Raw genomic sequence first — 26,502 nt, forward strand, 5'->3', positions numbered from 1 at the left:
TTACTCTGCGCCTTTCTCGGCGAACAATTGATCCAGTTTCTGCTCGAAAGCGTGGTAGCCGATGGTGTCGTACAGTTCCATACGGGTTTGCATGGTGTCGATGACGTTCTTTTGCGTGCCTTCATTCAACAGGTGGGTGTAAACGTTTTCAGCCGCTTTGCACATGGCGCGGAAGGCGCTCAGTGGATACAGCACCAATTGCACGCCAACCGCTGACAGTTCAGCCGTGGTGTACAGCGGGGTAGCGCCGAATTCGGTGATGTTGGCCAATACCGGTACTTTAATCACACTGGTGAATTCTGCGTACTGTTCCAGTTTGTTCATGGCTTCCGGGAAGATCATGTCGGCACCCGCTTCCACACACGCCATGGCGCGGTCGATGGCGGATTGCATCCCTTCCACCGCGAGTGCGTCGGTACGTGCCATGATGACGAAGCTGTCATCGGTACGTGCATCCACGGCAGATTTCACGCGATCCACCATTTCGGAGAGGCTAACAATCGCTTTATTGGGGCGATGACCGCAACGCTTTTGCATCACTTGGTCTTCGATGTGGAAACCAGCCACACCCGCTTGGATCATTTCGCGGGTAGCGCGGGCAATGTTGAATGTGCCGCCCCAGCCCGTATCAATGTCGACTAACAGCGGCGTAGAAGTGACCGCCGTAATGCGTTTGGCATCTTCGAGCACGTCGTGCAGGGTGGTAATGCCAAGGTCGGGAATGCCCAATGAGGAAGCTGCTACACCACCGCCTGACAGGTACAGGGCTTTGTGCCCAACCTTTTCCGCAATGATGGCACTGTTGGCAGTGACGGCCCCGACGACTTGCAGGGGAGCGTTGTCTTTAACTGCCTGACGCAGCTTTTGACCGGGTGATAAGTTTTGGTTTGCTGTCATTTTCCTCATCCATCATTTCACTGATACTTTTCCATGCCCCGCTGATATGGCGACGCATGAGGATTTCCGCCAATTCACCGTCCCGCGCTGTTAGCGCATCGACGATGTGGCGGTGCTGTTGCAAAGCAGGGCGAGTCCGAGCGGAAAGTCGGCTCGTGCGGTAACGGCACATGCGCAACAATTGGTATAACTCGCCTGCTAGCAGGTCGATCAACATCTGGTTACGGCTGCCCAGTGCGATCTGGTAATGAAAGTCGAAATCGCCTTCGCTCTGGACATAAATTTGTCCATCGGTAGCTTCAATTTGCTCGGCGTGTTTTTCGAGCAATAGCCGCAGTGTGTCAATTTCTGCATCCGTCATGCGTAACGCAGCGGTGCGGCACGCCATACCTTCGAGTGCTTCACGTACCGCGTACAAGTCCGCCATCATGTCGCGGTCGAGCGTAACAACGCGTGCGCCCGCGTGTGGAATGCGTTTTACCAAGCGCATTCCTTCAAGTTGGCGTAAGGCTTCGCGCAAGGGGCCGCGCCCAATGCCGTAGCGTTCCGCCAAATCGGATTCGTTCAGTTTTTGTCCTTGGATGAGTTCACCCGTGATAATGGCTTGTGTCAATTTGGTTGACGCCACATCCGCCAGTGTCCCTTCCGGGGTGTGTAGTGCTAACATGGTGCTATTCTCAATGATTGTTGACAATCTTTTTCCAAATAATAACATTACAGGGGAAAAAGTGAAGTTTTTATTTGCTATTGTAGACAAAACAGCGGGGAGCGTTGCTGCTGGTGATCAAATGACCGTCAAGCGGTAAGTTTTGACATAACACCCTCAGAACAGTGATAAAATGGCGCTGGTCGTCTTACTGATAGATTTCAAAGGAAACCTTGTTCATGAATAAACATAAAGTCCGCAAGGCTGTCATTCCGGTTGCTGGTTTGGGTACGCGCATGTTGCCCGCCACCAAAGCTATCCCGAAAGAAATGCTGCCGATTGTTGACAAACCCTTGATCCAATACGTCGTGAATGAATGCGTGGCGGCGGGCATCAAAGAAATCGTGCTGGTCACGCATTCCAGTAAAAACTCCATCGAAAACCATTTCGATACCAGTTTCGAGCTGGAAACCATGCTGGAAAAGCGCGTTAAGCGCCAGTTGTTGGATGATGTGCGTTCGATTTGCCCGCGTGACGTGACCATTATGCACGTTCGCCAAGGACAAGCGAAAGGTTTGGGTCATGCGATTATGTGCGCTTACCCGATTGTGGGGAATGAGCCATTCGCCGTGGTGCTGCCGGATGTGATCATTGATGATGCCGCCAGCGACCTGAAAACAGATAATCTGGCGGCAATGTTGGAATTGTACGATGAAACCGGCTACAGCCAGATCATGGTTGAACCCGTGCCGATGAATAAAGTGTCATCTTATGGCGTGGTGGATATTAATGGGCAAACCTTGGCTGCTGGTGAATCCATTTCCATGACCGCGATTGTGGAAAAGCCGCCAATCAATGAAGCGCCGTCTAACCTTGCCGTGGTCGGGCGTTACGTCTTAGCGCCGCATACATGGGGTTGGCTGAAGCGCACGCCACTGGGTGCAGGCGATGAAATCCAGCTCACGGATACCATCGGTTTGCTCATGCGTGAATACCAAGTCAACGCGTTCCATATTACCGGCAAAAGCCACGACTGCGGCTCGAAAATGGGTTACATGATGGCGAACATTGAATACGCATCGCGTCACGGTGAAATCGGTGACCGCTTCAATGCGTTCCTGAAAGAGTACGTGAAAACGCTGTAATGCCAGAGATTGCGCTTCCTCTCCATCCGCTCGATGAGCAGCTTGCCCGCTTGCTGAAACGGCTGGAGGGGGGCGCAAGTCCGCGTGGTTTGACGGCATTGGTACGGCATGTGAGTGCGCGTACCCGCGAAGGCGTGATTGCTGTGCCGTTAGCGGCTGCGCCAGCGGTGGATGTGGAGGTATTAATCGCCTCTGCTGTGGTGGGGCGCGAGGGGGATTACAAGCCGTTGATCCTCAGCGATACTCACGCATGGCTATACCGCTATTGGTCGTATGAACAGCGGCTGGCAACGTGTATCCAAACTCGTATGCATGACGATACCTTGCTGATTATTTCCGGTGGCCCTGGTACGGGCAAAACCACCCAAGTCACGGGGATGCTGGCTGACTTTATCGCGGGTGGTATTGCTCCGCAGCGTATTTTGCTGGCAGCCCCCACGGGCAAAGCGGCAATGCGGATGCAGGAATCCATTCGTGATACGCGCCAACGCGAGAACATCACTTGCCCAATGCCGGAGCAAGCCAGCACCTTGCACCGCTTGCTGGGTTTTATGCCTAACCGTGTCGGGTTTCGCCATCACGCCCACAATCCTTTGCCTGCCGATGTGGTGATTGTCGATGAAGCGTCGATGATCGACATTTCCATGATGACGCATTTGTTTGAAGCCGTGCCGCCTCGCGCCAAGCTGATTTTGCTGGGTGATAAAGATCAATTGGCATCGGTGGAAACGGGGTCGATTTTCCGCGATTTATGCAGTGGTAATGCCTTGGCAAAGCAGATGTTGTTGCTGCAAACCAGCTACCGTTTTACCGACACCGATGGCATTGGACAGCTTGCTCAAGCGATTCGTGCGGATGATGAAATACGTTTGCTGGAGGTGTTGGCGTCGCCTGCTTTTCCCGATGTGATCTTGGATGAATCACCGACGGGGTTGGATGCGGAATGGGTGCGTGCGGGGTGGCAAGCGTATGTGGCAGCGGTCAAGACGGGTGAGATGGACGCTATTTTTACCGCGTTTAACGCCTTACGCATCCTCACGCCGTTACGGCAAGGGCGGCAGGGTGTGGAGTCGTTGAATGCGTGGGTGGATGGGATGATGCAACGCTTGCTGCCGCTGCATGAGGGGGCGCAACGTCCGTGGTACGTCGGCAGACCGGTGATGGTGACGCAAAACGATTACCGTCAGAATTTATTCAATGGCGATATTGGGATTGTGTTGCCGAATGAGGCGGGGGAATTGCGGGTGTGGTTTCCGGCGGGGGCGGCGGGGGAATACCGTGCGGTTGCGCCAATCCGCTTGCCTGCGCATGAAACGGCGTGGGCAATGACCATCCATAAAAGCCAAGGCTCGGAATTTACGCGGGTGTTGCTGATTTTGCCGGAAGCAGAAGACTTACCGTTGCTAGGGCGCGAATTGCTGTATACGGCAGTGACACGGGCAAAGCAAGGTATTCACATCCTCGCCAGCCGCGCTATGTTAGCGAAGGCGTTACACACGGTAACGCCACCGTCGTCACAATTACAGGAACGCTTGCTGGCTTAGGCCGTTTTCGCGCCCGGTAATTTGGCACATTCATGGAAAATGCGTTTGTCGCAGGTCGCGCAAATGCTGTGATCCAGCCGCTTGGTCAGCGATTTGAGTGCGGCTTCTTTGCTGGAAAATACATTGCCCTGACCAAATTCTTCCACAAAATCAATCCTGTCCATAAAATCGTAGACCTTGTTTTTTGCGCCTTGCAAATACAAGCCGCCACCAAGAGATTTCAGGCGTTTGGCTTCCTGAAGCAGCATTTCTGCCCCGGCAAGATCAATGAAATTGATGCTGTCACCCACAATGAGTACATGCTTGATATGCTGGCGTTCGGCAATGCAAGCCAGTTCGCGCTGCACTTTGTCGAGTGAACCGAAGTAGATCGACATATCCACCCGCACTAATTTCAATTGCGGACATTCTTTCAGCCCGTATTCGCTGACTTCGGCAAATTTGTGGCGCGGCTCGGCAGGGTTTGGGGCTAAATCCACAATGTTTGGCATCGACGTGCGCATCAGGAAAATGATCAACGACAGCAATACGCCCATGTAAATGGCAAATTCCAGCTCCATGAACAGTGTGGCGAAAAACGTGGTAGCAAGGATCGAGGTTTCGGTTTTGCTGCTGTGCAAAATGTGCTTGATATGGTGAAAGTCGATCAGGTTGTAGGCTACCAACATAATGATGCCGCCCATTGCTGCGACGGGTAAATATGCCGCTAAGGGTGCAACCAGCAACACGATGATTGCCAGCAAAATCGCCGCAAATACCGCCGACAACGGGGTTCTTGCCCCGGCAGAATAGTTAATCCCCGAACGGGTAAACGAGCCAGAACCGGCGTAGCTGGATAAGAAACTGCCTGCAATATTCGACAACCCTTGCCCGACGAATTCCTGATTGCCATCCAGACGTTGCTGCGATTTGGTGGCAATCGAGCGGGCAATCGACACCGCTTCAATCAGCCCCAGCAAGGCGACCGCGAACGCCCCGGACGCGAGTTGTTTCAACGAGGATAAGGACAAATCGGGCATGGACAGTGGCGGCAATTGCCCTTTGATTTCACCCACGTAAGTGAGACCGTGCGCTGCACCGCCGATGGCGATACTGGCAAGGCTACCCATGACCATGCCAAATAACAAATGCGGCATTTTGGGCAGGAAGCGTTTTAGCAGTAACGCTGACAGCATGGTGAAACCGGCAATTGCCAGAATGTACAGGTTGATTGCACCGATACCGACACCCACATCCACCCATGTATGCAGAAACGATTCGCCTTTGGGAATGGGGATACCGGTCACGTATTTGATTTGGCTGGTGGCAATCAGAATCGCTGCCCCAGCCGTAAAGCCGATCACCACAGTATGCGATACAAAGTTAACCAACATGCCCAAGCGCATTAAGCCGAATACCAACTGATAAACCCCTGCGAGGAAGGTCAGCGTTAGCACCATTTGAATAAATTGCTCCGACCCCGGCTCGGCATAACGGCTGATGGTGGAAAATACTACCAAGGAAATCGCAGTGGTAGGGCCGGATACCAAATGCAGCGACGAGCCAAACAAGCCCGCAATAATCGGCGTGACCATTGCCGTGTACAAACCGTATTCCGGCGGCAAGCCTGCAATCGCCGCAAACGCCACGCCTTGTGGTAACACCACGACTGCGCCAGTAAGTCCCGCAAAGAAATCGGCTTTGAACGTATTAAAATTGACTAGACCTAGCCAAGTAAGAAAGGGGAAGAAAAATTGTTTCATGCGCTCACTCTGTGCATACCCGAAATAAGCCGAGAATGTTACAACATTAGTGAGTACTAATTAATTGCGTGAAATCATTAATGGGGTGAAGTCGCGGTAAATACTGCCTCGTGTTTCAGTCTGCAACTTGGGTGTTGCAAACTGAAACAGTAATTGAGATCAAAGCTATGGCTTAGTGTGAGTCGCCACCGTACCAGAACATTCTTTGAACAAGTGAGTGGTACAACCTTCACACAGGCTCTTATCCAGCTTTTGGTAAATGGCGTGGATCGCGGCGGACTTGGACTGGAACACATTGCGTGAACCTTCCTTGTCGAAACATTCGCAGGCTTCTAACGCATCCCACAAACCCTCCTTGACATTGATCAGGTACAAATTGCCGCCGTCTGCCTGCCGTTGTTTGGCTTCCTTGTACAGCGCGTGGCTGCCCTGCAAATCGGCAAAGTTGATGCCTTCGCAAATCACCGCCAAGTGCTTTTGCTGTGGGTGTTCTGCACGGATTTTGCCGAACTTTTCTTCCATGTGATTCACCGAGCCGAAGAATAGCGAGCCTTCAATACCCACGAAGCGCAATTGCTGGCATTGGGGTAAATCCGGGTCAGTGGAAAACGCATGGTTAGGCAAATTCTTGTCGGGCGTGCGGGTCAGGATGCGCGGTTTGGACACTTTCTCCAGATACAACACCAAGGACAGCATCACGCCAAGGAAAATCGCAAACTCCAGATCAAGGAACAACGCACTAAAGAACGTGACGGCTAATACCACCGTTTCGCGTGTCGAGAAGCTGATAATCTCACGGATTTCATGCCAGTCGATCAAGCCCCAAGCCACCAAAAACAGTACGCCAGCCATGGCTGCTTTGGGTAAATACGCAGCGTAAGGCGCAACCAGCACCACCACAAATATCAGCAATAATCCTGCAAATACTGCCGCCATCGGGGTTTTCGCGCCGGATTCGTAATTCACCCCCGTGCGGTTAAACGAGCCGGTCGAGACATAACCGGAAAAAAACGACCCGGCAAGATTGGATAAGCCTTGCCCAATAAATTCCTGATTGCCATTGATGCTATAGCCGCCGCGTGCCGCCATTGCCCGCCCAATAGATACCGCTTCGGTCAAGGCAAACAGCGTGACTGCCAAGGCAGCGGGCGCCAGCATTTTAATATTTTCCAGCGTCAACACGGGCGCGGACAGCGGCGGGAAAGAATCCGGCAACGCACCGACCGTTGCGATATGGGTCATATCGATGCCCAACCACGCATTTAAGCCGACACTGAGCAAGCTACCAACCAGAATAGCCACCACCATGTAAGGCACTCGTTTCAACCAGCGTTTAGTCGCCATGCCACTGAGTAAGGTGACGACAGCAATTAAGACTGCATAAGCGTTAATGCCGTCGAGATGCTGGGTAAACCGGAATAACAGTTCGGTCAAATTACCACCGTTATCCATGTCCACCCCGAAAAAATACTTCAATTGCTTGGCAGCAATCAAAATAGCGGCCCCAGCGGTGAAGCCGACCACGACAGCGTGCGAAATGAAATTCACCAACGCCCCCATCCGTGCCAGCCCCAGAACCAATTCAAACAAGCCCACCATGAACGTCAGGGTCAAGGCCAGCGTGACATAATCCGGGCTACCGGGTACGGCATGAATAGATAATGCCGAAAACAGCACCACCGAAGCCGCCGTAGTCGGCCCTGACACCAAATGCCGTGACGAACCAAACAGCGCCGCAATAATCGCGGGAATCATTCCAGCGTATAAGCCGTATTGCGGCGGCATCCCCGCGATGGTGGCGAAGGCCACGCCTTGCGGCAGCACCACGACAGCCCCAGTTAAACCGGCAATGAAATCAGCCCGCAGGTCACGTCCATTGATTTTAGGCAACCAGTTGAGGAATGGCATTAGCCATGTCCAGTAAGAAGGAAGTGCTTGAACGCTCATGATGCTCACTTGGCGTGTAAGGCCATATTAGGGAAAGTTGGAGTGGCGGTGTTGGCAGTGGCTTGCACGGCTTGTTTTTCGCGTTCAATTTCGGTGAGTACCCGTTGCAGGTTGGCTTTTTTCTCTTGCGTCGTCAGCATTTCGCCTTCGTATTGCATCGCCAGCCCGTTAAGGATGGTTTTCAGTGCAGCCGATAAATGGTTCATGAGAAGGATTTCCTTGGTTAAGAACAGTATTTGCTAGTTCTATAGCAAGGAGCGTGCCAGTATTTTGTTGATGGTTAACTAGCTGTTATTTAAGAATAAAAATGAAATATTATCAGTGACGTAAATGTATCTGCTGTTACAGTCTGAAACGGTATGACTCTTCCTTTTGGGCAGGCTGTATAACCTTATTTTTGTTGGTAGCATGGCGGCGCGACGGGAGGTTTAATCTTAAGCAAGTCGCACGTAACGGCTGTATTTTTACTGGATGAGGAGAGTTTGCATGATGATGAAACAAGGTTTATGGGCAATGTGCTTACTGAGTGGCATGAGTTTTGTGGTGGGTAATGTTGCGCTGGCTGAATCCAGTACTCCCACTGCCCCCGTTGCGCCAGTGGCTTCCGTGGCAACACCTGCTTGCGCCCCTGCGGTTGCACCGATTACTGAGCAGGATGTGCAAGCAGCGCAGCAAGCGTGGGCAGACGGTATTGTCACGATTGGCAAAACCTATCAGGACAAAGGCGATTACTCAGCCGCCGCGACCCAACTGCTTGACCAACTTTATGCGTTTGATGAGGGTGAAGTACTGTTCAAGCCCACCAAAGCGGCTGAAGATCAATTCCGTGGCAGTAAAGACGAAGCACTGTCTTATTTTGTGAAAGGCAAAGAAACCGAAGATCACGGTTTTGCCCTGCAACCTTGGTCAAAAGTGCGTTTTGAAAATGAAGCGGTTGCAATCAACCAAGACACGGCGGAAGCAATGGGTAACTATTACTTCACCGATGCTACAACTGGCAAGGAAACCAAAGTGGAATATACCTTTGGTTACAAGCGTGCCAAGACGGATGGGCATTTGGCCATTTTCCTGCATCACTCTTCATTGCCTTATAACCCCGAACATTAAAAGACCCTCTTTCTTGCTCCCTTCACCCCTTGCGGGGGAAGGGTTGGGGATGGGGGGAATATTACGGCACGTCAAAAAACTCGACTTTACCCGTCTCTAACGAATATTCCGCACTCACCACCAGCAAACCTTCGTTAGCAATCAAGTTTTCCAGAATCTCCGAACCGTGGCGCAAGTGACTGGTCGCGGCACGAATATTGGCACGGACTGCGTGTTTCATCAGGGCTTCGGGATCATCGCGCAACGGCGTTTCCATTAAGGTGGCAACGGCGGGGGCAATGCGTTCGACGATAGAGCGTTGGTTGCGGGACGGACTTTGCAGGTTATGGCGTAATTCCTCGATGGTGGCATGAACTGCGCCACATTGCGTATGCCCCAGCACCACCACCAGCCGCGTGTTGTATTGGGTGGCGGCGAATTCCACGCTGCCGATTTGTGAAGGCGCAACAATATTCCCCGCGACCCGAATCACAAACAGCGAGCCGAAACCTTGGTCGAACACCAGTTCCGCCGGAACCCGCGAATCCGAACAGCCCAGAATAATCGCGAACGGGTTTTGCCCCTCGGTCAGGCTGGCGCGTTGCGTATGACTCAATAAAGTATCCAGACTGCGCACATTGTTGGCAAAACGTTGATTGCCTTCTTGTAAACGGGCGAGTGCTTCCGCCCCGCTCAAGTTGCTTTGTTTATTTGGCATGATTGTTCTTCCTAAAACACGAATGTTTGATGGTAAAGAGTACGCATCCGGTTTTCAAAGGATTGCGTGACAGAAGTCTTTCATGTTACACAATGCAACACCCCGTTTCAGATTGAAATAGTGCCATGATCAGTATTCACCGTAAAATTACTTTCGCGTTTTCTTCACTTGCTGTCTTGGTGGTCGGGGTGGCAGCCTTGGCGTTTCTGGATTTGCTGTTTCTGGAACGTCAAGTCGAGCAGGGTATCACCATCACCACCTTGGAAACCGCGATACAGGACATGCGTCGTGAGGAAAAAAATCTGTTCCTCTACCAAGACGTGAGTGCGGGTCAGGCAGCGGATACCTTTGCGGCGACCGCCTTGCAAACCTTGCAGACTTCCCCGCAGACACTCGCAGCAGTGGGCAATGTGATGCAAGTCACGCAATTACAAACCACGTTACAAACCTACCGCCAGCTATTAGCCAGTCATTTGCAACGTTTGCCTACTGATAGCACGCTGGAAAGCAGTGTTCGTGAACAGGGGCATTTGGCTTCGCAACTTGCTGAATCGTTAACCTTGCAAGAACGCCGTTTGCTGAACACCGTGCTTGCGGATGCGAAATGGGCGCAAGTACTGGGTGTGGGGATTTTATCCGTGCTGCTGGTGCTGATTGGCTGGTTGTTGGATCGTTCGGTGATTACCCCGATGAAACGTCTGATGGCAGATCGTAAGCGTTCACGCCGTCTGTAGCGGGTTAGAAGCTAACGGTTGAGCCAAAGGGAAGCGCACCGAGACAGACTTATGAGCCAAGCCTTGTGAGCAAATGTCCCGCATCAATATCGCCATATTCATCCCCAATTGACGTGCCGTCCCCAGCACGGTCATCACCGTTGGACGGAATCTGTCACCTTGTGCCGACTGGCTGGCAAAGCTGGTTTTCCGCCATTGCACATACGGCCTGATCACCCGCTCGGCACGGTTATTGGTGAGGGGAATGCGACTATCCTTGAGGAAAGTCCAACACATCGCCTCATCCTTGAGCAAATGCTTGCATTGGTTGGTGGTGCGTTTGCAATTCTCCAATGCCAAGCCTTTGTTGAGCGTGGCTTGGAAGCTGCGGCGCAAGCGGAGTATCCGCCGTTGGTAGCGAGCGGCTTCATCGGGTTGTTGTTGCCAGCGGTGATGGGTGCGGACGGTGGTATAGGCGAGTAACAACAGGCGTTTGCCCACGCTTCCCCCTTCGCCGCAACGCCCCGCCATTTTGCGGAAGTGGCGGATCAAATGCGCCCAACACAGTTGCCGCCGTTCGGGTGGGACGTTGCCGTAACCACTGAAGTGGTCGGTGACCAGATAGCCAGTAAAGCTGCCCAACAAGGCATCGGCGGCGGCCTTGCCGCGTGAGTAATGGGTCATGAAGTAACTCACGCTATGGTCAGCCAATGCCCATAACCAGTAAGTGTTCGTACCGCGATAATGGCGGGTTTCATCGGCGTGGCATACCGCTTGTCCGCGTACATACTGACCTACTTGACGGTATAGCGGCCCCATCCACGGAATGGCTTTGCCTTGCGCCTTGCTGATAGCCCCAGTGCTAAAACGCACGTGGCACATTTCCCACAACAGAACCTGGATCTGGCGCATGGATAGGCGGAACTGACCACTCAAAATCACCACCCAGGCGATCACGCCTGCACCCATTTGACCGCTCGGCACCCAATCCGGCCACTGGCTGTGGTGCTTGATGCCGCAGGATTGGCAAACACCCTGATAAAACTGGTGTTCCGTCACGTCCGGTGGCGGCGGTGGAGCAATATCCGTGACCTGATGGCGGTAAGGGTTTCCCCAATCAATCGCCACTGCCCCACCACAGGAACAGGTGCTTTCAGGGAAATACTGTTCGGTACGGGTCACTTGTTCGGGAGGATATAACGCCCGTTCGTGACGCGGATGCCCCGGTTGCCCACCGTGTGGGCGGCTACTCCCCTTGCGTTTGGGACGCAACGCCCGTTGTTCCGGGCTGTCGGAGGACGGCGCTTTGGAACTGTTACGCGAACTGCTGCCGAATTTGGCAACCAGTTCTTCCAGTTGTTTTTGCAGCATTTCGACTTGTTGCTCCAGCACCGCCACCCGTGCCACTTGCTTCTCCAACTCAGTTATCCGTTCCTGTTGGCGCACGATCACCTGATGCGCTTCATCCAGTGTCGTGGGTAAGGTAGGAACGGCGGCTAACAAGGGGTAAATGACTCGCTGTTGGGATGGGGTGAATTTACTACAAGTTCGCTGGAATGCCTAATAGAGGGCGTGAACGCTTACTGGCAGATCTAACCCCGATTGCGGAAGGGCGTTTCGAGCGGCTGGATGTCCGCGCCCGTAGCAGCGAAATGGTCAGTTTGCGCGAAGCCTTTAACCGTTTATTAGGCGAACTTGAAGCCCGCCGCCGCCGCCTGATTCAGTCAGAAAAACTCGCCGCGTTGGGGGTGTTGGTCTCCGGTGTGGCGCATGAACTCAACAATCCGCTCTCCAATATTTCCTCATCCAGCCAATTGTTGCTGGAAGAACTCGACAGTGCGGAGCCAGACACCTTGCGCGAATGGGCGCACACCATCGACAGCGAAACCGAACGCGCCCGCCGTATTGTCGATGCGTTGCAAGATTTCGGGCGCAGGCAAGAGCCGCATCTGGAAACGGTCAACCTTGCCGACTTGCTGGAACGTACCCTGTTGTTATTGCGTGGGCATTTGCGCAAAGCCGGAGCGACGGTCGAAAACCATGTACCGTTGGATTTAACCTTGCCCGCTGATGCGCAACGTTTGCAGCAAGTGTTCATCAACCTGTTGCGCAACGCGGCGGAAAGCGGCACGAATTTGACGCTGCATATTCGCGCTCAGGGGTGCAGCTTGTCGGGTACGCCCTTACCGCCGGATGCCACGGTGGTAGGGGAACTCGGTTGTCAGGTGCGCCAACGCCAACCCATGATCGAAATCAGCATTGAAGACAATGGCGCGGGGATTCCGGCGGCAGTATTGCCACGGGTGTTTGAGCCGTTTTACACCACTCGTGCTCCCGGTCAGGGCATGGGGCTGGGGCTGTATATTGTGCAGGAAATTATTCAGGAACATGATGGTTGCATCGCCATTGCCAGCCAGCCGGGGCAAGGCACGCGCGTGGTGCTACGCTTGCCATGTGGAGGACATTACCCGTGAAAGAACGCATTTTAATCATCGACGACGAACCCATAGCGGTGCGCAATCTGGCGTATGCCTTGCGCAAAAATGGCTACGAAGTGACCACCCGCGAAAGCGGCACGGGCGGTTTGGAAGCCTTGCAAACCCAAACGTTCGAGCTGATTCTGACCGATTTGCGCATGGAACGGGTGGATGGCATGGCGATTCTCAAGCGTGCGTTGGAAACCGACCCTGACATGGCAGTGGTGTTAATTACCGCACACGGCACGCTGGATTCGGCGGTGGAAGCGATGAAAGCGGGCGCGTTTCACTACGTTGCCAAACCATTCCGTTTGGATGAAGTGCGTAGCATTGTGGCAAACGCGCTGCAACTGGTGCAGCTCAAGCGTGAAAACCGCCGCTTGCGGGCGCAGGTAAGTAACGGTTTGCATACCCATGCCGGATTGGTGACGCAAAACCCCGCGATGTTGCGCCTGCTGGACACGGCGCAACAGGTGGCGGCAACCGACACTACCTTGCTGATCAATGGGCAAAGCGGCACGGGCAAGGAATTGCTGGCGCGTTACCTGCACCAGCACAGCCGTCGCAGCCAAGGCGCATTCGTCGGGGTGAATTGCGGCGCATTGCAGGAAGATTTGCTGGCAAACGAATTGTTCGGGCATGAAAAAGGCGCGTATACCGGCGCGGGTGAAGCACGGGCGGGTTTGATCGAAGCCGCCAACGGTGGCACGTTGTTTCTGGATGAAATTGGCGAAATGTCGCTGGCAATGCAGGTGAAATTGCTGCGCGTGGTGCAAGAGCGTGAAGTGCAACGGCTGGGGGCGCAAACCGCCGTGTCAGTGGATGTGCGCTTGATTACCGCGACCCACCGCGATTTACGTGCGGAAGTGGCAGCAGGGCGTTTCCGGCAGGATTTGTATTTCCGGCTGGACGTGGTGGGGCTGCATTTGCCGAGTTTGGTGGAACGGCGCGATGATATTCCCTTGCTGGCGTTCTTTTTCTTGCGCAAACACGCGCTGCGCATGGGGCGCGAGGTGGAAAATATTGCTCCGGCGGCCATGTCGGTGTTGTTGGGGTATCACTACCCCGGCAATGTGCGCGAGCTGGAAAACCTGATTGAGCGCGGCGTGGCATTGGCGCGGGGCAATGAATTGACGCTGGCGGAATTGCCTGCGGCCTTGGCGGCGCAAGCGATTCATGCCTTGCCGGAAGCCCCGACGGAATTGCCGTCGCTGGTGCAGCGCGAAGAGGAATATATCCGCTACGTGCTGGAACATTGTGACGGCAACCGCACGAAGGCGGCGCAAATTTTGGGTATCGATCGCGTGTCGCTGTGGCGCAAGCTCAAAAAGTACGGGTTGGCAGAGGGCGAAGAGTAAGCTTATTTACTCCTCGTTCGTGACCGATTCCGCGCCTTCTTTGGATTGAATCTTGTCTTCTTTGCCCGACAGTAAGTTGCGGATATTGGATTCGTGCCGCCAGAAAATCAGCAATGCTATGAAGAGTACGCCGAGTGTCAGCCAGCCATTGCCGTTACTGAGTACCCAGAAATACACGGGGGAGAGTGCGGTGGCAATCAAGGCGGCTAGCGAGGAAATCTTGAAGCCTTTTGCCATAATCAACCACGTTGCGACGAAGGCTAGCCCACCCCACAGATTTACGCCAAGGAATACGCCGATGGCGGTGGCGACACCTTTGCCGCCTTTGAATTGGTAGAAGACGGGGTAGAGATGCCCTAAAAAGGCGGCGATACCGATGATAATCAACCACGTTTCCGTCAGCCCGAATGCTTTGCCAATCAGTACCGGAATCAAGCCTTTCAAGCCGTCACCGAGCAGGGTAATCGCAGCGGCTTTCTTGCCGCCGTGGCGTAACACGTTGGTTGCACCGGGGTTGTTTGAGCCAACCGTGCGCGGGTCTGGCAGCCCCATCAATTTGCAGGTGATGATGGCGGCGGAAATTGAACCGAGCAGGTAGGCGAGTACAATCAGCAGATAAGCCATGATGTGTCCGTGTTTGATGATTAGGTTGGTTGAAAAACGTAATCCTACCAAAGAAGGGGGCGTGATACCCAGTTTTCCGTGGTGTTAGGTTGAACTTACTTTGGCTCAATCACTCGCGGTGCTAACCCCAACCGTACCGCGCAGCGCGAAAATTTGCGCTCATCAAACGTTGCTAAAATCAGCGTGCGTCCGATTCTATTGGTCTTGAAGGTGGAAATTCCTACCCTAAGAGATGCGCATTTTCTCTACAAAAAAGCTGGACTTTTCAGTAATCCATTGCGTATATTCATCATTCATTAATCTTATATTCTATCCCGCAGGGCTTGCTGGATTGTTCAAAAGGATGTCTGTATGAAATTACCTGTCTTGTTTGCAGTGCTGATGCTCGCTGGTTGTACTGCTGTGCCATCTGTAGAGAGTTCTATTCCATCATCCTCAATATCGGCTAAACCCACAGTAACCAGCAAGGTGTCCGCGACGGCTACGTCACCTCGACCCTTGTTACCCAAGCCGGTGGTAGTTATACCAAAACCATCATCCGCCGTAGTCAAGCAGCAGGCAATTGGCAATGCTGGCTCTTCTCATTTTGTTGGTCAGTGCGGCAGTAAGCGTTATTGCACTGATATGCAATCCTGCGAAGAAGCACGGTTTTATTTGTCCGAATGCGGGTTAAACAAGCTGGATAAGGATAGTGACGGCATACCCTGCGAGAGCTTGTGCGGTAACTGATTTTTAGCGTAAAAAATATTTTTTTATTGGGGAATTGCCATGTCATTTGCGGACTCTTTTGAGCGCCGATTTCTGTTCGTGCTTACCCGTGGGCTGGCATTGCTGTTTATCTTTGGCTTATTGGCAGCGATCGTGATCGGGGGAATCATCGTTAGCGATAAGTTGATGCCAAAGGAGTCAACAAGCGTTTCAGCGCAGGAAGTCGTTGAGGCTATTACACCGCCACAGCCAGAGACACCAGCAACGGCTGATACTGCTGCGGTAGCTTCACCGCCGCCAGACCCTATGATTTTACCCGGCATCAAACTCCCCTTTGTTTTGCAGAAACATTTCAGTGCGCCCGAACGTATCAAGTTGTTACGTGATTGGTTGTCAGGGTTGGATGCCAGCCAACGGCAAGTTTTTCTGGAGGAAATGGCTGCTGCTGTTACCGAAGCGGAAAGCCGGGGCGTTGATGCGTTGGAAGCTATCGACAAGTACAAGGAAATCAAGTTTGACAAGTTGAAGCAGGAAGAGTTGGCAGCGGCTAAATTGGCAACGCAACGGATGACCTATGCAGGTGTGGCGTTTGGTGCCATTCTGTTGATTGCCTTGTTCAGCTTGATTCTGGTGTTGCTGGCGATTGAGCGCAATACCCGTCGGGGGCAAGCATGAAACGGATCGTGATGGGCTTGTTGTTAGGCACGGTATTGGTTGCCTGCAACGAATCAGCCGAGAACAAACAGGCAAATTCAACCGAGCGTTTTCCCGGTTTTACCCAAGTTGGCACGGATGGGGCGAGTGCCCGTTTGTATATCGACTTGAGTAGCGTCAAGCAAACCGACAATCTGGTGCAACTCAAGCTGGTGAAGGCACTGGATGCTGGGTATGTGATTCAGGATGCGATCACTAACTGTCACGACAGTTTCAAGGCGTTGGAAGGTGTGCAGTATCGGGATGACGGCACGAGCGACAAGCAATATCCGGGCGATGACCAGCCGTTACCGTTTGCGAGTAAGCCGGACATCGCTGCTTTGGTGAAAAAAGCGTGTGACAAGGCGGGTGTGGCGCAACAGGTGGCAACGCCTGCGGCTGAAAAGCCAAGGTCTGACGACAAGCCAAAGACTGCGGAAAGTGCTTTGCCCGAAGAAACACCCGACAAACTGAAAACCCGTGCCGGATTGCTGGAAATAGCGCGTAGTGACTTCCATTCACCGCCTGATTCGCTGGCGTTAAATGGGAAGGTGATATTCAAAGACGAAGGCTCTTATCTGTCGTTATACCGCGTATTTAGTTTCGCTGACCATGATGCGGTGCTGTTTGCATCCAACTGTGGTGGTTCGGGATGCCCAATGAATGATTTTGCTTTCATGGTGGTGAAGCAAGGCGTTGAACCAACGGTCATCAAAGCAGATGACTTTTATGCGTATCCGAGTGCGGTTAAAACAGCGCAGGACGGTAATACGGTCAAGTTGGATTTGGGTTTTTCCGGGGGGAAGCGCAAGCGGGCTACGCTGGACGGGGAGCAGGTGACGGTTCGGTTGGAAGACGTTCCGCCGCAGCCGTTGGAGGAAGCGCAATGCAAGTGGTTGTATACCGATATTATGCCCGCCTGTGTGGAGGCGCGAAGCAGTAATCCTGATTGTGCTGAGCCACAGGGGAGTTTTGGCGGGTTTGCAATGCGGGGCGTGGCAGCAGCATCCGATTATCCGGGCTTTGTGCAAAGCGGGTTTGATCAGCAGTGCCAACAAACTTGTCGGGATGGCAAAGCCAGTGATTACGCCGTGTTTGGTGGCGAAGTGTGTTCCAAGCCTAAACCAGCAGGCGCAATACCTGCACCCTCTACCAGCCCAGCTTCAGCCGATAAGGCCGATGCTTTAAAAGGTTGTGAAAACCTGATGAATACGGCGGGGCAGGCGTTGGAGTGCATCAAAGGTAATTTGCAGCCGGAAAAAGATCGGCTGAATGCGGCCTACAAAACCCTGTTTGATGCGCTCCCCGTGGAAAAACAGGCGCAACTCGAAGCCGAGCAAAAAGCATGGTTGGCAAAGCGTGATAGTGAATGCGGCAAACTGACCGATGAAACGCCAGCCTCGGATGGCATGGGTATGGCGGAATGTATTTTCAAATCCGTGAGTACACGGGCGGATGAACTGGCAAAGATTCCTGTATCTGCGGCTAGTGCTGCCAAAAATGACGGATTGCCCCGTGTTAAAGAAGGTGATGACTATGCCAATGTCCGCAAAGCCTTATTAGCGGATGGCTGGCAACCGTATCACGCGCCTGATGCTGATACTTGTATGGATGGTGATACTCGTTGCCAAGGCAGACCTGAAATGGAAGCCTGTGCGGGAACGGGTATGGCTAATTGCAACTTCCTCTGGAAAAAAGACGGCAAAACCATCGCGGTTCACACCATTGGCGAAGGCGAACCCGGTGTGACGGGTTTATCCCTTGTGCCATCTGAAGAAAAACCAACGGCTGCCAATACGCAGGGCGAGTGGTATGTGAGCACTGCCAAGCCTGTTTTGGTGGTGCGCAGTACTCCCGATGTCACGGGCGAAAAGATTGGGACTGTGCCAGAAGGTGGCAAAGTCAAAGTACTGGAAAAGAATATCAAACCGGATTCTATCAGTGGTCGTTCGGGTTCATGGGTGAAGATCGAATGGCAGGATGGAGTTGGGTATGTGTTTGATATTTTCTTGACTCCAATTTAACTATTTTGATAAGGATTGGTTATGAGATTCAGAAGTCTTCAAAAATGGGATTTAAATCCATCTCTGGATGGGTTGTTGTTTTTTGCACAAAGACTAGATGAGTTATTATTCGATTACACGCTTGATAGCTATAAACCATCTGCTCTAAATGCACCATTTTTGTGCATTGAAGCATTGAAGTTAATTCGAGATATTGAAGAAGAACGCATTGAAAAAACAAATTTATCTCATGTTATGAGTGAACTGGAATGGAGTGTTAATAATGATGAAATTGCAAAAAAATTATTGGATTTAAATGCTAGTTATTACATATTAAAAGATGATAGCGTACCATTGGTTGAAAAACGCCATCGTTTGAATATTTTAGGAAAAACTCTTGAGCCAAGCCGATATTTGAAACGATGTAAGGAAGAACTTTTTGATGCAATTGAAAATTCAAGAAAAAAAGAAATTGATTCATTTGCTAGAAATTTTACTACAACATTGATTAATTTTGGTTATAGTCGAACATTTCTCTATAATTCGACATTAGATTTTTTCTTCTTTGGCAATGATAGAAAAATTAACTCGGTAGAGTTGCTAAATGTATTTTTTGATAAGTTTTGTGCTAAAGCGCATACTTATGAAGTGTTATTTCTAGTTTCTCCTTTGATAAAAGTTGTTATTGATTCGGTAAAAGCGTTTAATATAGAAATTACCGATAATATTCCTGAGCATTTCTCTTCTCTTGTTGAAAAGTATAAGTTTGAAAAAGAAAATGATGATCAAGAATATGTTTTAGTAAAGTCTGTCAAGGCATTAGATCATCATGCAGCACGTTTGGTTGCTGAAAAAAAATTAGATAACTTAACTGATCTTTTTTCTCTTTTTTACCATAAAAATCAAATATCTTGGAATGAAAAAGTCATTGTTGTAAAAAAATGTTGCGATAAAAAATCTGCATTGGTCAATCTTCCGAAAGGGGTTATGGAAAAAGGCTTTGATCAGAAAGAAGGTAAGGCATCTAAAGAACTTAATAGATTGATTAGTAACTTTTCTATGATAGATAGAGAGAGCTTTCAAAAGTTCAATCGAGTCGCAGATTTACATGGTGTGTGTATTTCAAATAATATTGTCGAGAATCAATTGGTGAATTTATGGACATCAATTGAGACGCTGGTTCCTTCGCGTGTTAATACAACAAAAATAAACTCAATAGTATCATTTATTATGCCATTTGTGGTAATTAATTATATAAGAAGAATTATTGAGAGGTTGGTTTCTGATCTATTCGGTTGGAATAAATGGGCATATAAGAAAATTCTTAGAAAAGTTGGCTCTGAAAAGGGAGATAATATTTACCAAAAGACATTAAGTCTTTTGGTTTTGGATAAAGATGATGATTTAATAAAAGAACTTTATGCTGAACTAAAAGACTTTCACCTGTTAAGGTATCGATTCTTTTCTCTGTCTAAAGTTTTTAGTAAGCCAAGTCATATAAAGAAATTTATAGAAAATCATAAAAAGAAAGTTGATTGGCAAATTCGTCGGATTTACCGAACAAGAAACTTGATTGTTCATTCGTCAGCAAGGCCAACATATATTGAGACTTTAATAGAAAATGGTCATGACTATCTTGATCAAATGATGTTTGGGATAATGTTATTTTCTTGTGGCGAGTATCGTGTAAGTACATTAGAACAGGCATTTGAACTTGCAAAGATAAAACAAATAAAATTTGATAGGAAATTAGAAGATTTGCAGAAAAGCACAAGTAATGATAAGGAATTAGAGAGTTCGGAAAAAAGCAAAAGTAATAATTTATTTTTTCTATTAGAAATATAGGTTGTTAAGTGGATGGGTGAAAGTTTTTCAGCATTTCAATGGGTAGGATGACATTCAGGGCATCCCAATCCTTGTCGATGATGCGTAACAGTCGGGCTTTTGGGGGAGTCTGTCAAATAAACTGTGTAACAAATTTTCATAGGGCGGAAAGGTAATTGATCACATCCCCACCCCTTGCGGTAAAGCGGGCAGGGCAAAGCCAGCGCGGGCAGCGGTAATAACACTGGCAAGATAAGCCAAGGCAGACTGTCCACGTTTGCGGCAAGTACCGATGATGCTGGCCAGCATGGCAAACGCACGGCTCCCCGTAGCACTCTTTGTGCCATGGTTGGTTTTGCGCAGGATCACCCAATGGCGCAACGCCCGCTCAGCCTCATTATTGGTCAAGGGAAGCCACGGGTGGTCAAGGATTCGGAAAATGGCATCCCAATCATTGATGAACTCTTTCGCCAGTGCCGCCGTCTTGTCATGGGCAGATACGGCATGGATCAAGCATAATGCCCTGAATTCCAGGAGTTTTGCCTGATGGCGTTGACGGATCACGTCGGTTTGCGTCCCCACCGTGCCGCCTGCTGCCCGCCAAGCGTAAATGTCGTCCTGTAATACCCTCAGCCAAGCGAGGGTGAAGTTGCCAAACGTCCGCCCGTCTTTGTCCAGTGATTCTGCCAGCCCACGGGCTTTGCGGATCAGGTGCGCCCAGCAACGCAAGCGTTTGGGGTGGTGGCGGTAAGCGGCATAGCCATCACTCATCAGCCAGCCCCCAAAGTGGGGGCTAATCACGTTGTCGAGCATTTCAATGGTGCGCTGCCCTACGTAGAAACAAACGCTGAGGGTGGTGACGAATGTCCATAGCCACAGGGCTTCGCCACGCTCTTTCCAAGAGGTTTCATCAATATACAGCACCCCGCCGTCAGCGGTGGCTTCTGCCAACAGCCCTTCCACCAAGGCATCTTCCAATGGAGAAGCACTCGCGGCTGCTTCCTCAAAACATTGCTGCAACACCCCGACACTTAGGGGAATGCCCAACACCTCCCGCAACAGTTCTTGTGTGCCACGCAGTGACAAGCGTGAGCGCAGCCGTAGGTGGACAATAAGTGCCGCCAGATTGCCCCCAATCAGCCGCCACTCGCCCACATCAACCTCCGGGTATAACGGGTCGGGAGCTTGGCGATGCGGGATATGGCGGCTCACATGACCGCAGGTGCATACGCTATCGTGAAGGTGGTGGCGGGTGGTGATGACGGTCAGTCCGGGGTTCCCATCCGTGCCAAACTGGATGTCCACACTGTCATAGGCGGTATAAATACGGGAGACAGCCGCATCCAGGGACCTGCCACAGGCTTCACATCGGCTGGGGTAATGGTGTTCGTCTGCATTGATGGGCGGATGCCATACCCGACCATAACCCGGTGCGCCGGGTTGTTTACCCGCTTTGCGTTTGGCTGGTTGGGCTGGCTTTGTGCCCGCCACAGCTTCTGGTTCCGGGGTTGGCTTTCCTCTGGCTGCACCCACCCCTTCTGTTTCGGGCAAAGCCACCGTTTTGGGTGACGTTTCCCACGGGAAACCGCTGCTGGGTGGTTTGGAGGAGTTGTTGGAGTTTTGGTTGATCTGTTCCCGCGCTTCTTTCAGGTCATGCAACAACTTGGTCGACAGGTGCAGCAGTTCCTCCGGCGTGAGCTTGGCAAGGTACTGGCTGTTAAGCTGTTTGAGGCTGTGGTCTTTCAGTTGTTGGGTCATCGGGGGAGTGTCGCAAATTTAGTGCGTTTGGGTAAGGGGGGACTGTTCAGTTACGCGGAAAGCGGAACGCGCTCTTCGCCGAACATCAGTAAAAAAGTCTGCAAAGCAGGTTTCCAGTGGTGGATAACCGACCACTTTTGTGAGGCTTCGCGCACCGCCAAATACAGGCTTTTGAGGGCTGAACTGTCATTGGGGAAGATGCGCCGGTTGCGGGTGAACTTGCGCAAACTCATGTTCAGGGACTCAATCGCATTGGTGGTGTAAATCACCTTGCGGATTTCAGGCTGGAACTGGAAGAAGGGGATCACATTGTCCCAGTTGCCACGCCATAGGCGCACCACCGCTTTGTATTTGTCGCCCCATTCAGTCTCCAGTGCTTCCAGTTCGCGTTCCGCTTCTTCAGCGGTACTGGACTGGTAAATGCGTTTGAGGGCTGCCACTACACCTTTGGTGTCTTTTGCGGTGACGTAACGCAAGCTGGCTCGCACCATGTGTACCATGCACAACTGGGTCAATGTTTTGGGGAAGACGGCATTGACCGCTTCTGGCAAACCGTTTAACCCATCCATGCAGGCCACGTAGATGTCCTGTACGCCCCGGTTGCGCAGTTCAGTCAGCACCGACAGCCAGAACTTTGCCCCTTCATTTTCTGCCAACCAGATGCCCAGCACGTCCTTTTCACCGCGTAGGTTGACCGCCAACACCACATGCGCGGCTTTGTTGATGACCTGCTTATCTTGTTGAACCTTAACGATAATCCCATCAAGCCAAACAATCGGGTAGATGTTGTCTAATGCCCGTGACTGCCAAGCTTTGGCTTCACCTTGGACGGCTTCGGTCACTTCGCTAATCAGCGTGTGCGAGATGTCGACCCCGTACAGGCGTTTGATCGTATCTTCAATGTCGCGGGTGGTCATGCCTTTGGCGTACAGGGTCAGGATGTGTTCTTCCATCCCTGCCAGCCGTATTTGGCGTTTTTGCACCAGTTTTGGCTCAAAGCTGCCGTCGCGGTCACGCGGTGTTTCCACCTGCAACTCGCCAAATTCGCCTTTGATGGTCTTGTTGCCTTTACCGTTGCGGGTATTGCTGCGCCGTTGCCCTACATCGCTACGCTCACCCTTGTCGTATTTCAGGTGCGCATCCAGTTCGGCTTCGAGGCTGCGGTTGATCATCCGTTGCAGGAGCTGGCTGTAAAGGGTCTTTACATCAGCAGGCGTTTTGCAATCGGTTAAAAGCTCATCCATCAGGGCGGGATCAAGGGTTTCCATGTGACTGCTCCTTTGCGGGGGTTCCGCTGTTATATAGCAGTTACACAGTTCAGTTTACAGTCTCTTTTGGGGGGCATCCAGACGTTGTATCTATTGGGCTTTTACTAAGCTTCTTCTGTTAAGCGAATACGCTGCGCGGCAGGCAATCCTAGTTTTTTGCCAGCTTGCCCACGTCGTACCCACGCTAATTTATCCAGCGGTTGTGAAGCGCGAAGTTGCAAGTTGGGTGCTAACTGCGTCAAACGCGCTACCGGATTGCCGTGGGAGGTGACGATGATTTCTTCACCAGCTTGGGCATATTTGAGGTATTTGGAGAAGCAGTTTTTTAGTTCGCGGATAGAGACGTGCATCGTGTTGCCTCACATGCGTTTTCGCTCTTGGCTGCTTCGTGGCGTTCCTGAATCAGTTCTTGCACAAGGTCGCGTCCTGCGGGGATTTTTTGTGCTTCTTTGCGGATACTTGCCCAGAGTTGCGCTTGGGGTTTTAGCACCAACTGACCGTTTTCAACCCATGCAATCAGGCGTGTTCCCGCTTTCACATTGAGTTGTGCGCGTAAAACGGCAGGTATGATAATACGCCCCTGCTTGCTGACGGAGAATTGTACTGCCTGCTTCATGCTTACTCCGAGGTTGTTGCTAGAGCTTTGAGTGTACAAGCAATTAACGGTGTTTGCTAAGGATACGGATTTCACGCAGCCGTATTTGAGCATGGTCGGGTAGACTAACTTGAGATTGAATTTTACCGGAGAATCTGGGGTGTTCTTTGTGTTTACGGTGCGTTAATCTGTAAACTGCTTACGTGATTGATAGGATATTTCATCATGTCGATAGCTGAATTATTACCATCTGTAGCCTTACTGCCCCACGCGGATAAATTTCGCTTGGTACAGTTGTTGCTGGAGCAATTGGCGAAAGAAGAGGGGATTGTTTTGCATGATCCTGCCACTACCGCTTCCCCCGTTCCCGTGGGTAGGGTGTATCGCAGCGGACGTTCTGACGTATCCGCCAAAGCCCGTTCATTACTCTTGTCTGGACACACATTCGCCATTTGCATCTAACGGATGAATGTAGTCTGATCCATTCATTTGGGATTTTTATGAGTTGAATATATCTAACCATTTTTTCCTTCTTTTGATGCTTTGTTTATCAGCACGCAAAAAATAGAAGAAATCTTCGTAGTGTGGAATTACCATGTCCTTGTGCTGTGTTTCTTCGTCATGGGTTCTATGTGCCATTGATTCAAGTAAGAAGTGGATTGGTTGCAGTATTTCAATCAGTCGCCAGATGATTAAAGGAGTACTTTTCTGGACGACATACTGACGATATAAACAATCAAACACCGTCATTGGATGATCATGTTCATCGAGATGAGGAGTGAAGTCGTTACGAATTCCTTTTCTATCCATCCGATAAATTAAGTTCAGGGCGGATCGTTCCCGTATTTGGTGTGATGTGTACTCTTCGTAGATGTCACTTGCTACCTCTAACCCATCTCCTTATACACAAATCAATCCATTCCCAACTCACTAGCCATCTGAATACCATAAATACAGTCCAGCACTCGTGAATAGCCCAACCAGATACTTTTAGCCCCCGGTTCGCCATCGGATTTTCTGCCCAAAAAGCCACCCAGTTCTGCCAGATTGCGGATCACTTGATTGAGGGTAGGTATGCCATCGGGTAGTGCTTTTTTGCCGAGCCGGAAGGATACTTTCCATTCCAGCGGGTCAAACACCAGATCAGCCGGAAGTTCTGGGCAGGTACGCCCCAACCGCATCAGAAACATAATCCGCCAAGCCACCATGATGTAGAGCGCGAGGGCTTTTTCGATGCGCTCTTTGGTCTCCAGTTGCAGTTTTTCGACGCGACAGCCAACTTTCAGGACATCAAAAAACATTTCGATTTCCCAACGCGCTCGATACCAGTCGATAAGTTCACAGGCAGCATCGGCTGTTTCCACACAACGGTTGGTGACTAAACGCCAAATGAGGGGCGATTTTCCGGCGGGTGGGTTAATTTCTTTGGCTTGAACCAAGGTCAATAGCATCGGATGCTGACTCTTGGGACGCAAGGTATAACGTAACACCTTGATTTCTTGTACCACTTTGCGGGGCTTTTCACCCTGCTTGCGCGGTTTGGTAAAGGTGATACGGGTCAACGCCTGTTGTTGCTCAATGGCATCCCACAGTTTGAGGTCATCTCCTAATGCACGGTTATGTTGCGCCCGTATCAGCAGGTCAGCCGGGTAATTCAAGGCTTGCGCCCGTTGGAGCAAGTCGTAAAAGTCGCTTTCACGGTCGCCAGCATAGATGAAGCGGTGTTCAGGGCAGCGTGCCGCCAGTTCGGCTACCCGTTCATACCCTTCAATCCAACGACGGCTTTCTTTGATGCTGGGGTTGGCTTGGTCGGCCGCTTTGCTCAATCCCCGTGACCACATCCACGTATCGGTGATGCCCAACGGCAAACGTTCTGGGGTAATACACAAGGTCGGATGCAGGTACATCCCGCGTTGCTTATCGTAGGATAACCGCCCCAAGCCCTCGGTTTCCTGTCCATTGAAGTCCAGTTCGGTCGTATCTTGAATACACAGGATAATCCGCGAGTCTTGTTGACGAATTCGGCACTCTGTCGCTTCAAAGTGGGATGCCATCAAAGCATCATGGCTCACCGCTTCATTCCAGAAGAAACGGTACGTCGCCAAGGTGCTTGACCAACTCTGGCAAGCCTTGGGGATACTGGATTGGGGCACTTTTAGCATGGCGTTGAGAATATGGGCTGCGCGTGTTTCGAGGCGCTTGTCTCCCAAATCAAGATCGGTGAGTTCGCTAGATGACCAGTTCATGGGTGTAAATTGCTTATCTTACATCAGCTTGGGAACTTGTGTATAAGGAGATGCCTCTAACCACTTGTCTAGTGGGCTTCTGTCCTGTTTTGCTTCACACACTTCATTCAAGTTGAAGTACCGACTACCAACACCGTATTCTGTGAAGAAATCAATCAATGCTTCATCGTTTTGTGTGCTAGACGGTGTTGCAGCATTTGGATGAAGATAGATAGGTAATAGTTTCAATGACTCAGTGTAAAGTGTTCTGATGTCGTGTCCGAAGTCTTTCTTTAACTGTTTGATGGTTGGTGTCTGATAGTTATTCGTTAGCATATAGTGGGTAACAACTGCTAGTTTCAGAATTCGTTCCATGCCAATGGATATATGGAAAAAAGCTGAGTAAAAATAACCGTCTTTGTCCTGAAAAAAGTTTGCTTTTAATAGCAAATCAAAACCAGATAAAAGTGTGTTTTTGGCAAGATGTGCTTCTTGAGCGAGTAAAGAAAACTTTTTGTCAAAACCAATTTG

Annotated in this window: 27 protein-coding genes; 12 read left to right on the plus strand and 15 right to left on the minus strand. The window is 51.0% G+C overall.

The annotated features are described in order from the left end of the window. The gene (gene prpB, locus J1836_RS12770) at positions 1 to 897 is read right to left on the minus strand and encodes a methylisocitrate lyase (RefSeq protein ID WP_207251441.1); all 897 of its coding nucleotides are present in this window, start codon (positions 895 to 897) and stop codon (positions 1 to 3) included. After that, positions 845 to 1,564 (minus strand): GntR family transcriptional regulator, encoded by a 720-nt coding sequence (locus J1836_RS12775; RefSeq protein WP_207251442.1) that lies wholly within the window; start codon positions 1,562 to 1,564, stop codon positions 845 to 847. Before J1836_RS12775 ends, prpB begins: the two co-directional genes overlap by 53 nt. Positions 1,565 to 1,577: 13 nt before the next feature. Here J1836_RS12775 and J1836_RS21810 point away from each other — a divergent pair, with 13 nt between their 5' ends. From J1836_RS21810 to recD, 3 genes are all read left to right on the plus strand, one after another. Then, positions 1,578 to 1,703, plus strand: a complete 126-nt coding sequence (locus J1836_RS21810) for a hypothetical protein (RefSeq protein WP_278189481.1) — start codon at positions 1,578 to 1,580, stop codon at positions 1,701 to 1,703. 79 nt (positions 1,704 to 1,782) lie between these two features. Further along, positions 1,783 to 2,688: a UTP--glucose-1-phosphate uridylyltransferase GalU gene (gene galU / locus J1836_RS12780; RefSeq protein WP_207251443.1), complete on the plus strand. Its 906-nt coding sequence runs from the start codon at positions 1,783 to 1,785 to the stop codon at positions 2,686 to 2,688. After that, positions 2,688 to 4,232: an exodeoxyribonuclease V subunit alpha gene (gene recD, locus J1836_RS12785; RefSeq protein WP_207251444.1), complete on the plus strand. Its 1,545-nt coding sequence runs from the start codon at positions 2,688 to 2,690 to the stop codon at positions 4,230 to 4,232. The genes galU and recD overlap by 1 nt, the downstream gene beginning before the upstream one ends. Here the strand turns inward: recD and J1836_RS12790 are convergent. From J1836_RS12790 to J1836_RS12800, 3 genes are all read right to left on the minus strand, one after another. Beyond that, a complete protein-coding gene (locus tag J1836_RS12790; protein WP_207251445.1) occupies positions 4,229 to 5,974 on the minus strand; it encodes a SulP family inorganic anion transporter in 1,746 nt (581 codons plus the stop codon). The two genes, recD and J1836_RS12790, sit on opposite strands and share 4 nt — an antisense overlap. A 165-nt stretch (positions 5,975 to 6,139) precedes the next feature. Continuing rightward, positions 6,140 to 7,921, minus strand: coding sequence for a SulP family inorganic anion transporter (locus tag J1836_RS12795; protein WP_207251446.1), 1,782 nt, complete (start codon positions 7,919 to 7,921; stop codon positions 6,140 to 6,142). Between the two features lie 5 nt (positions 7,922 to 7,926). Then, a complete protein-coding gene (locus tag J1836_RS12800; protein ID WP_207251447.1) occupies positions 7,927 to 8,127 on the minus strand; it encodes a hypothetical protein in 201 nt (66 codons plus the stop codon). Positions 8,128 to 8,407: 280 nt separating this feature from the next. Between J1836_RS12800 and J1836_RS12805 the strand changes: the two genes are divergently transcribed. After that, positions 8,408 to 9,028: a metal-independent carbonic anhydrase family protein gene (locus tag J1836_RS12805; RefSeq protein ID WP_207251448.1), complete on the plus strand. Its 621-nt coding sequence runs from the start codon at positions 8,408 to 8,410 to the stop codon at positions 9,026 to 9,028. Between the two features lie 61 nt (positions 9,029 to 9,089). Here the strand turns inward: J1836_RS12805 and J1836_RS12810 are convergent, their stop codons facing one another. After that, positions 9,090 to 9,725 carry a carbonic anhydrase gene (locus tag J1836_RS12810; RefSeq protein WP_093070429.1) on the minus strand — a complete coding sequence of 212 codons (636 nt, stop codon included), beginning with the start codon at positions 9,723 to 9,725 and terminating at the stop codon, positions 9,090 to 9,092. Between the two features lie 125 nt (positions 9,726 to 9,850). On the opposite strand from J1836_RS12810, the gene J1836_RS12815 reads away from it, so the two are divergent. Continuing rightward, positions 9,851 to 10,459, plus strand: a complete 609-nt coding sequence (locus tag J1836_RS12815; protein ID WP_207251449.1) for a hypothetical protein — start codon at positions 9,851 to 9,853, stop codon at positions 10,457 to 10,459. On the opposite strand, the gene tnpC (J1836_RS12820) is transcribed toward J1836_RS12815, so the two are convergent. Further along, on the minus strand, positions 10,445 to 11,941 hold the full coding sequence (gene tnpC, locus J1836_RS12820; protein WP_207250294.1) for an IS66 family transposase: 1,497 nt from the start codon (positions 11,939 to 11,941) through the stop codon (positions 10,445 to 10,447). The two genes, J1836_RS12815 and tnpC (J1836_RS12820), sit on opposite strands and share 15 nt — an antisense overlap. 53 nt (positions 11,942 to 11,994) lie before the next feature. On the opposite strand from tnpC (J1836_RS12820), the gene J1836_RS12825 reads away from it, so the two are divergent. Together J1836_RS12825 and J1836_RS12830 are read left to right on the plus strand one after the other, a co-directional pair. Continuing rightward, positions 11,995 to 12,912, plus strand: coding sequence for a sensor histidine kinase (locus J1836_RS12825; RefSeq protein ID WP_207251450.1), 918 nt, complete (start codon positions 11,995 to 11,997; stop codon positions 12,910 to 12,912). Beyond that, entirely contained in the window at positions 12,909 to 14,273 is a 1,365-nt protein-coding gene (locus J1836_RS12830; protein WP_207251451.1) for a sigma-54-dependent transcriptional regulator, read from the plus strand. The genes J1836_RS12825 and J1836_RS12830 overlap by 4 nt, the downstream gene beginning before the upstream one ends. 6 nt (positions 14,274 to 14,279) lie before the next feature. Here the strand turns inward: J1836_RS12830 and plsY are convergent, their stop codons facing one another. Then, positions 14,280 to 14,897: a glycerol-3-phosphate 1-O-acyltransferase PlsY gene (gene plsY, locus J1836_RS12835; RefSeq protein WP_207251452.1), complete on the minus strand. Its 618-nt coding sequence runs from the start codon at positions 14,895 to 14,897 to the stop codon at positions 14,280 to 14,282. A 351-nt stretch (positions 14,898 to 15,248) separates the two neighbouring features. On the opposite strand from plsY, the gene J1836_RS12840 reads away from it, so the two are divergent. The 4 genes from J1836_RS12840 to J1836_RS12855 are packed head-to-tail and all read left to right on the plus strand — an operon-like array spanning position 15,249 to position 20,146. After that, entirely contained in the window at positions 15,249 to 15,626 is a 378-nt protein-coding gene (locus J1836_RS12840) for an excalibur calcium-binding domain-containing protein (RefSeq protein WP_207251453.1), read from the plus strand. A 39-nt stretch (positions 15,627 to 15,665) separates the two neighbouring features. Continuing rightward, the gene (locus J1836_RS12845) at positions 15,666 to 16,280 is read left to right on the plus strand and encodes a hypothetical protein (protein WP_207251454.1); all 615 of its coding nucleotides are present in this window, start codon (positions 15,666 to 15,668) and stop codon (positions 16,278 to 16,280) included. Further along, positions 16,277 to 18,322, plus strand: a complete 2,046-nt coding sequence (locus tag J1836_RS12850; protein ID WP_207251455.1) for a lysozyme inhibitor LprI family protein — start codon at positions 16,277 to 16,279, stop codon at positions 18,320 to 18,322. The genes J1836_RS12845 and J1836_RS12850 overlap by 4 nt, the downstream gene beginning before the upstream one ends. Before the next feature lie 21 nt (positions 18,323 to 18,343). Next, positions 18,344 to 20,146: a hypothetical protein gene (locus tag J1836_RS12855; RefSeq protein WP_207251456.1), complete on the plus strand. Its 1,803-nt coding sequence runs from the start codon at positions 18,344 to 18,346 to the stop codon at positions 20,144 to 20,146. A gap of 159 nt (positions 20,147 to 20,305) precedes the next feature. Here the strand turns inward: J1836_RS12855 and tnpC (J1836_RS12860) are convergent, their stop codons facing one another. From tnpC (J1836_RS12860) to J1836_RS12875, 4 genes are all read right to left on the minus strand, one after another. Then, on the minus strand, positions 20,306 to 21,883 hold the full coding sequence (gene tnpC / locus J1836_RS12860; RefSeq protein WP_242632653.1) for an IS66 family transposase: 1,578 nt from the start codon (positions 21,881 to 21,883) through the stop codon (positions 20,306 to 20,308). Between the two features lie 50 nt (positions 21,884 to 21,933). Next, the gene (locus tag J1836_RS12865; protein ID WP_207251457.1) at positions 21,934 to 23,151 is read right to left on the minus strand and encodes an IS256 family transposase; all 1,218 of its coding nucleotides are present in this window, start codon (positions 23,149 to 23,151) and stop codon (positions 21,934 to 21,936) included. A 104-nt stretch (positions 23,152 to 23,255) separates the two neighbouring features. After that, positions 23,256 to 23,501 carry a type II toxin-antitoxin system Phd/YefM family antitoxin gene (locus J1836_RS12870; RefSeq protein ID WP_207249430.1) on the minus strand — a complete coding sequence of 82 codons (246 nt, stop codon included), beginning with the start codon at positions 23,499 to 23,501 and terminating at the stop codon, positions 23,256 to 23,258. Next, complete coding sequence (locus tag J1836_RS12875; protein ID WP_207249431.1) at positions 23,477 to 23,767, minus strand: AbrB/MazE/SpoVT family DNA-binding domain-containing protein; 291 nt, start codon at positions 23,765 to 23,767, stop codon at positions 23,477 to 23,479. Before J1836_RS12875 ends, J1836_RS12870 begins: the two co-directional genes overlap by 25 nt. 204 nt (positions 23,768 to 23,971) lie before the next feature. On the opposite strand from J1836_RS12875, the gene J1836_RS12880 reads away from it, so the two are divergent. Next, positions 23,972 to 24,208: a hypothetical protein gene (locus tag J1836_RS12880; RefSeq protein ID WP_207249432.1), complete on the plus strand. Its 237-nt coding sequence runs from the start codon at positions 23,972 to 23,974 to the stop codon at positions 24,206 to 24,208. Positions 24,209 to 24,244: 36 nt separating this feature from the next. Here the strand turns inward: J1836_RS12880 and J1836_RS12885 are convergent, their stop codons facing one another. The 3 genes from J1836_RS12885 to J1836_RS12895 form a co-directional block, all read right to left on the minus strand. Further along, the gene (locus J1836_RS12885) at positions 24,245 to 24,556 is read right to left on the minus strand and encodes a hypothetical protein (RefSeq protein ID WP_207249433.1); all 312 of its coding nucleotides are present in this window, start codon (positions 24,554 to 24,556) and stop codon (positions 24,245 to 24,247) included. A gap of 101 nt (positions 24,557 to 24,657) precedes the next feature. After that, positions 24,658 to 25,992, minus strand: a complete 1,335-nt coding sequence (locus J1836_RS12890; protein ID WP_207249434.1) for an IS4 family transposase — start codon at positions 25,990 to 25,992, stop codon at positions 24,658 to 24,660. A gap of 18 nt (positions 25,993 to 26,010) precedes the next feature. Further along, on the minus strand, positions 26,011 to 26,502 hold a 492-nt coding region (locus J1836_RS12895), incomplete at its 5' end, for a hypothetical protein (RefSeq protein WP_207251458.1).

The sequence above is a fragment of the Thiothrix fructosivorans genome (genome assembly GCF_017349355.1).
GTDB lineage: Bacteria > Pseudomonadota > Gammaproteobacteria > Thiotrichales > Thiotrichaceae > Thiothrix > Thiothrix fructosivorans.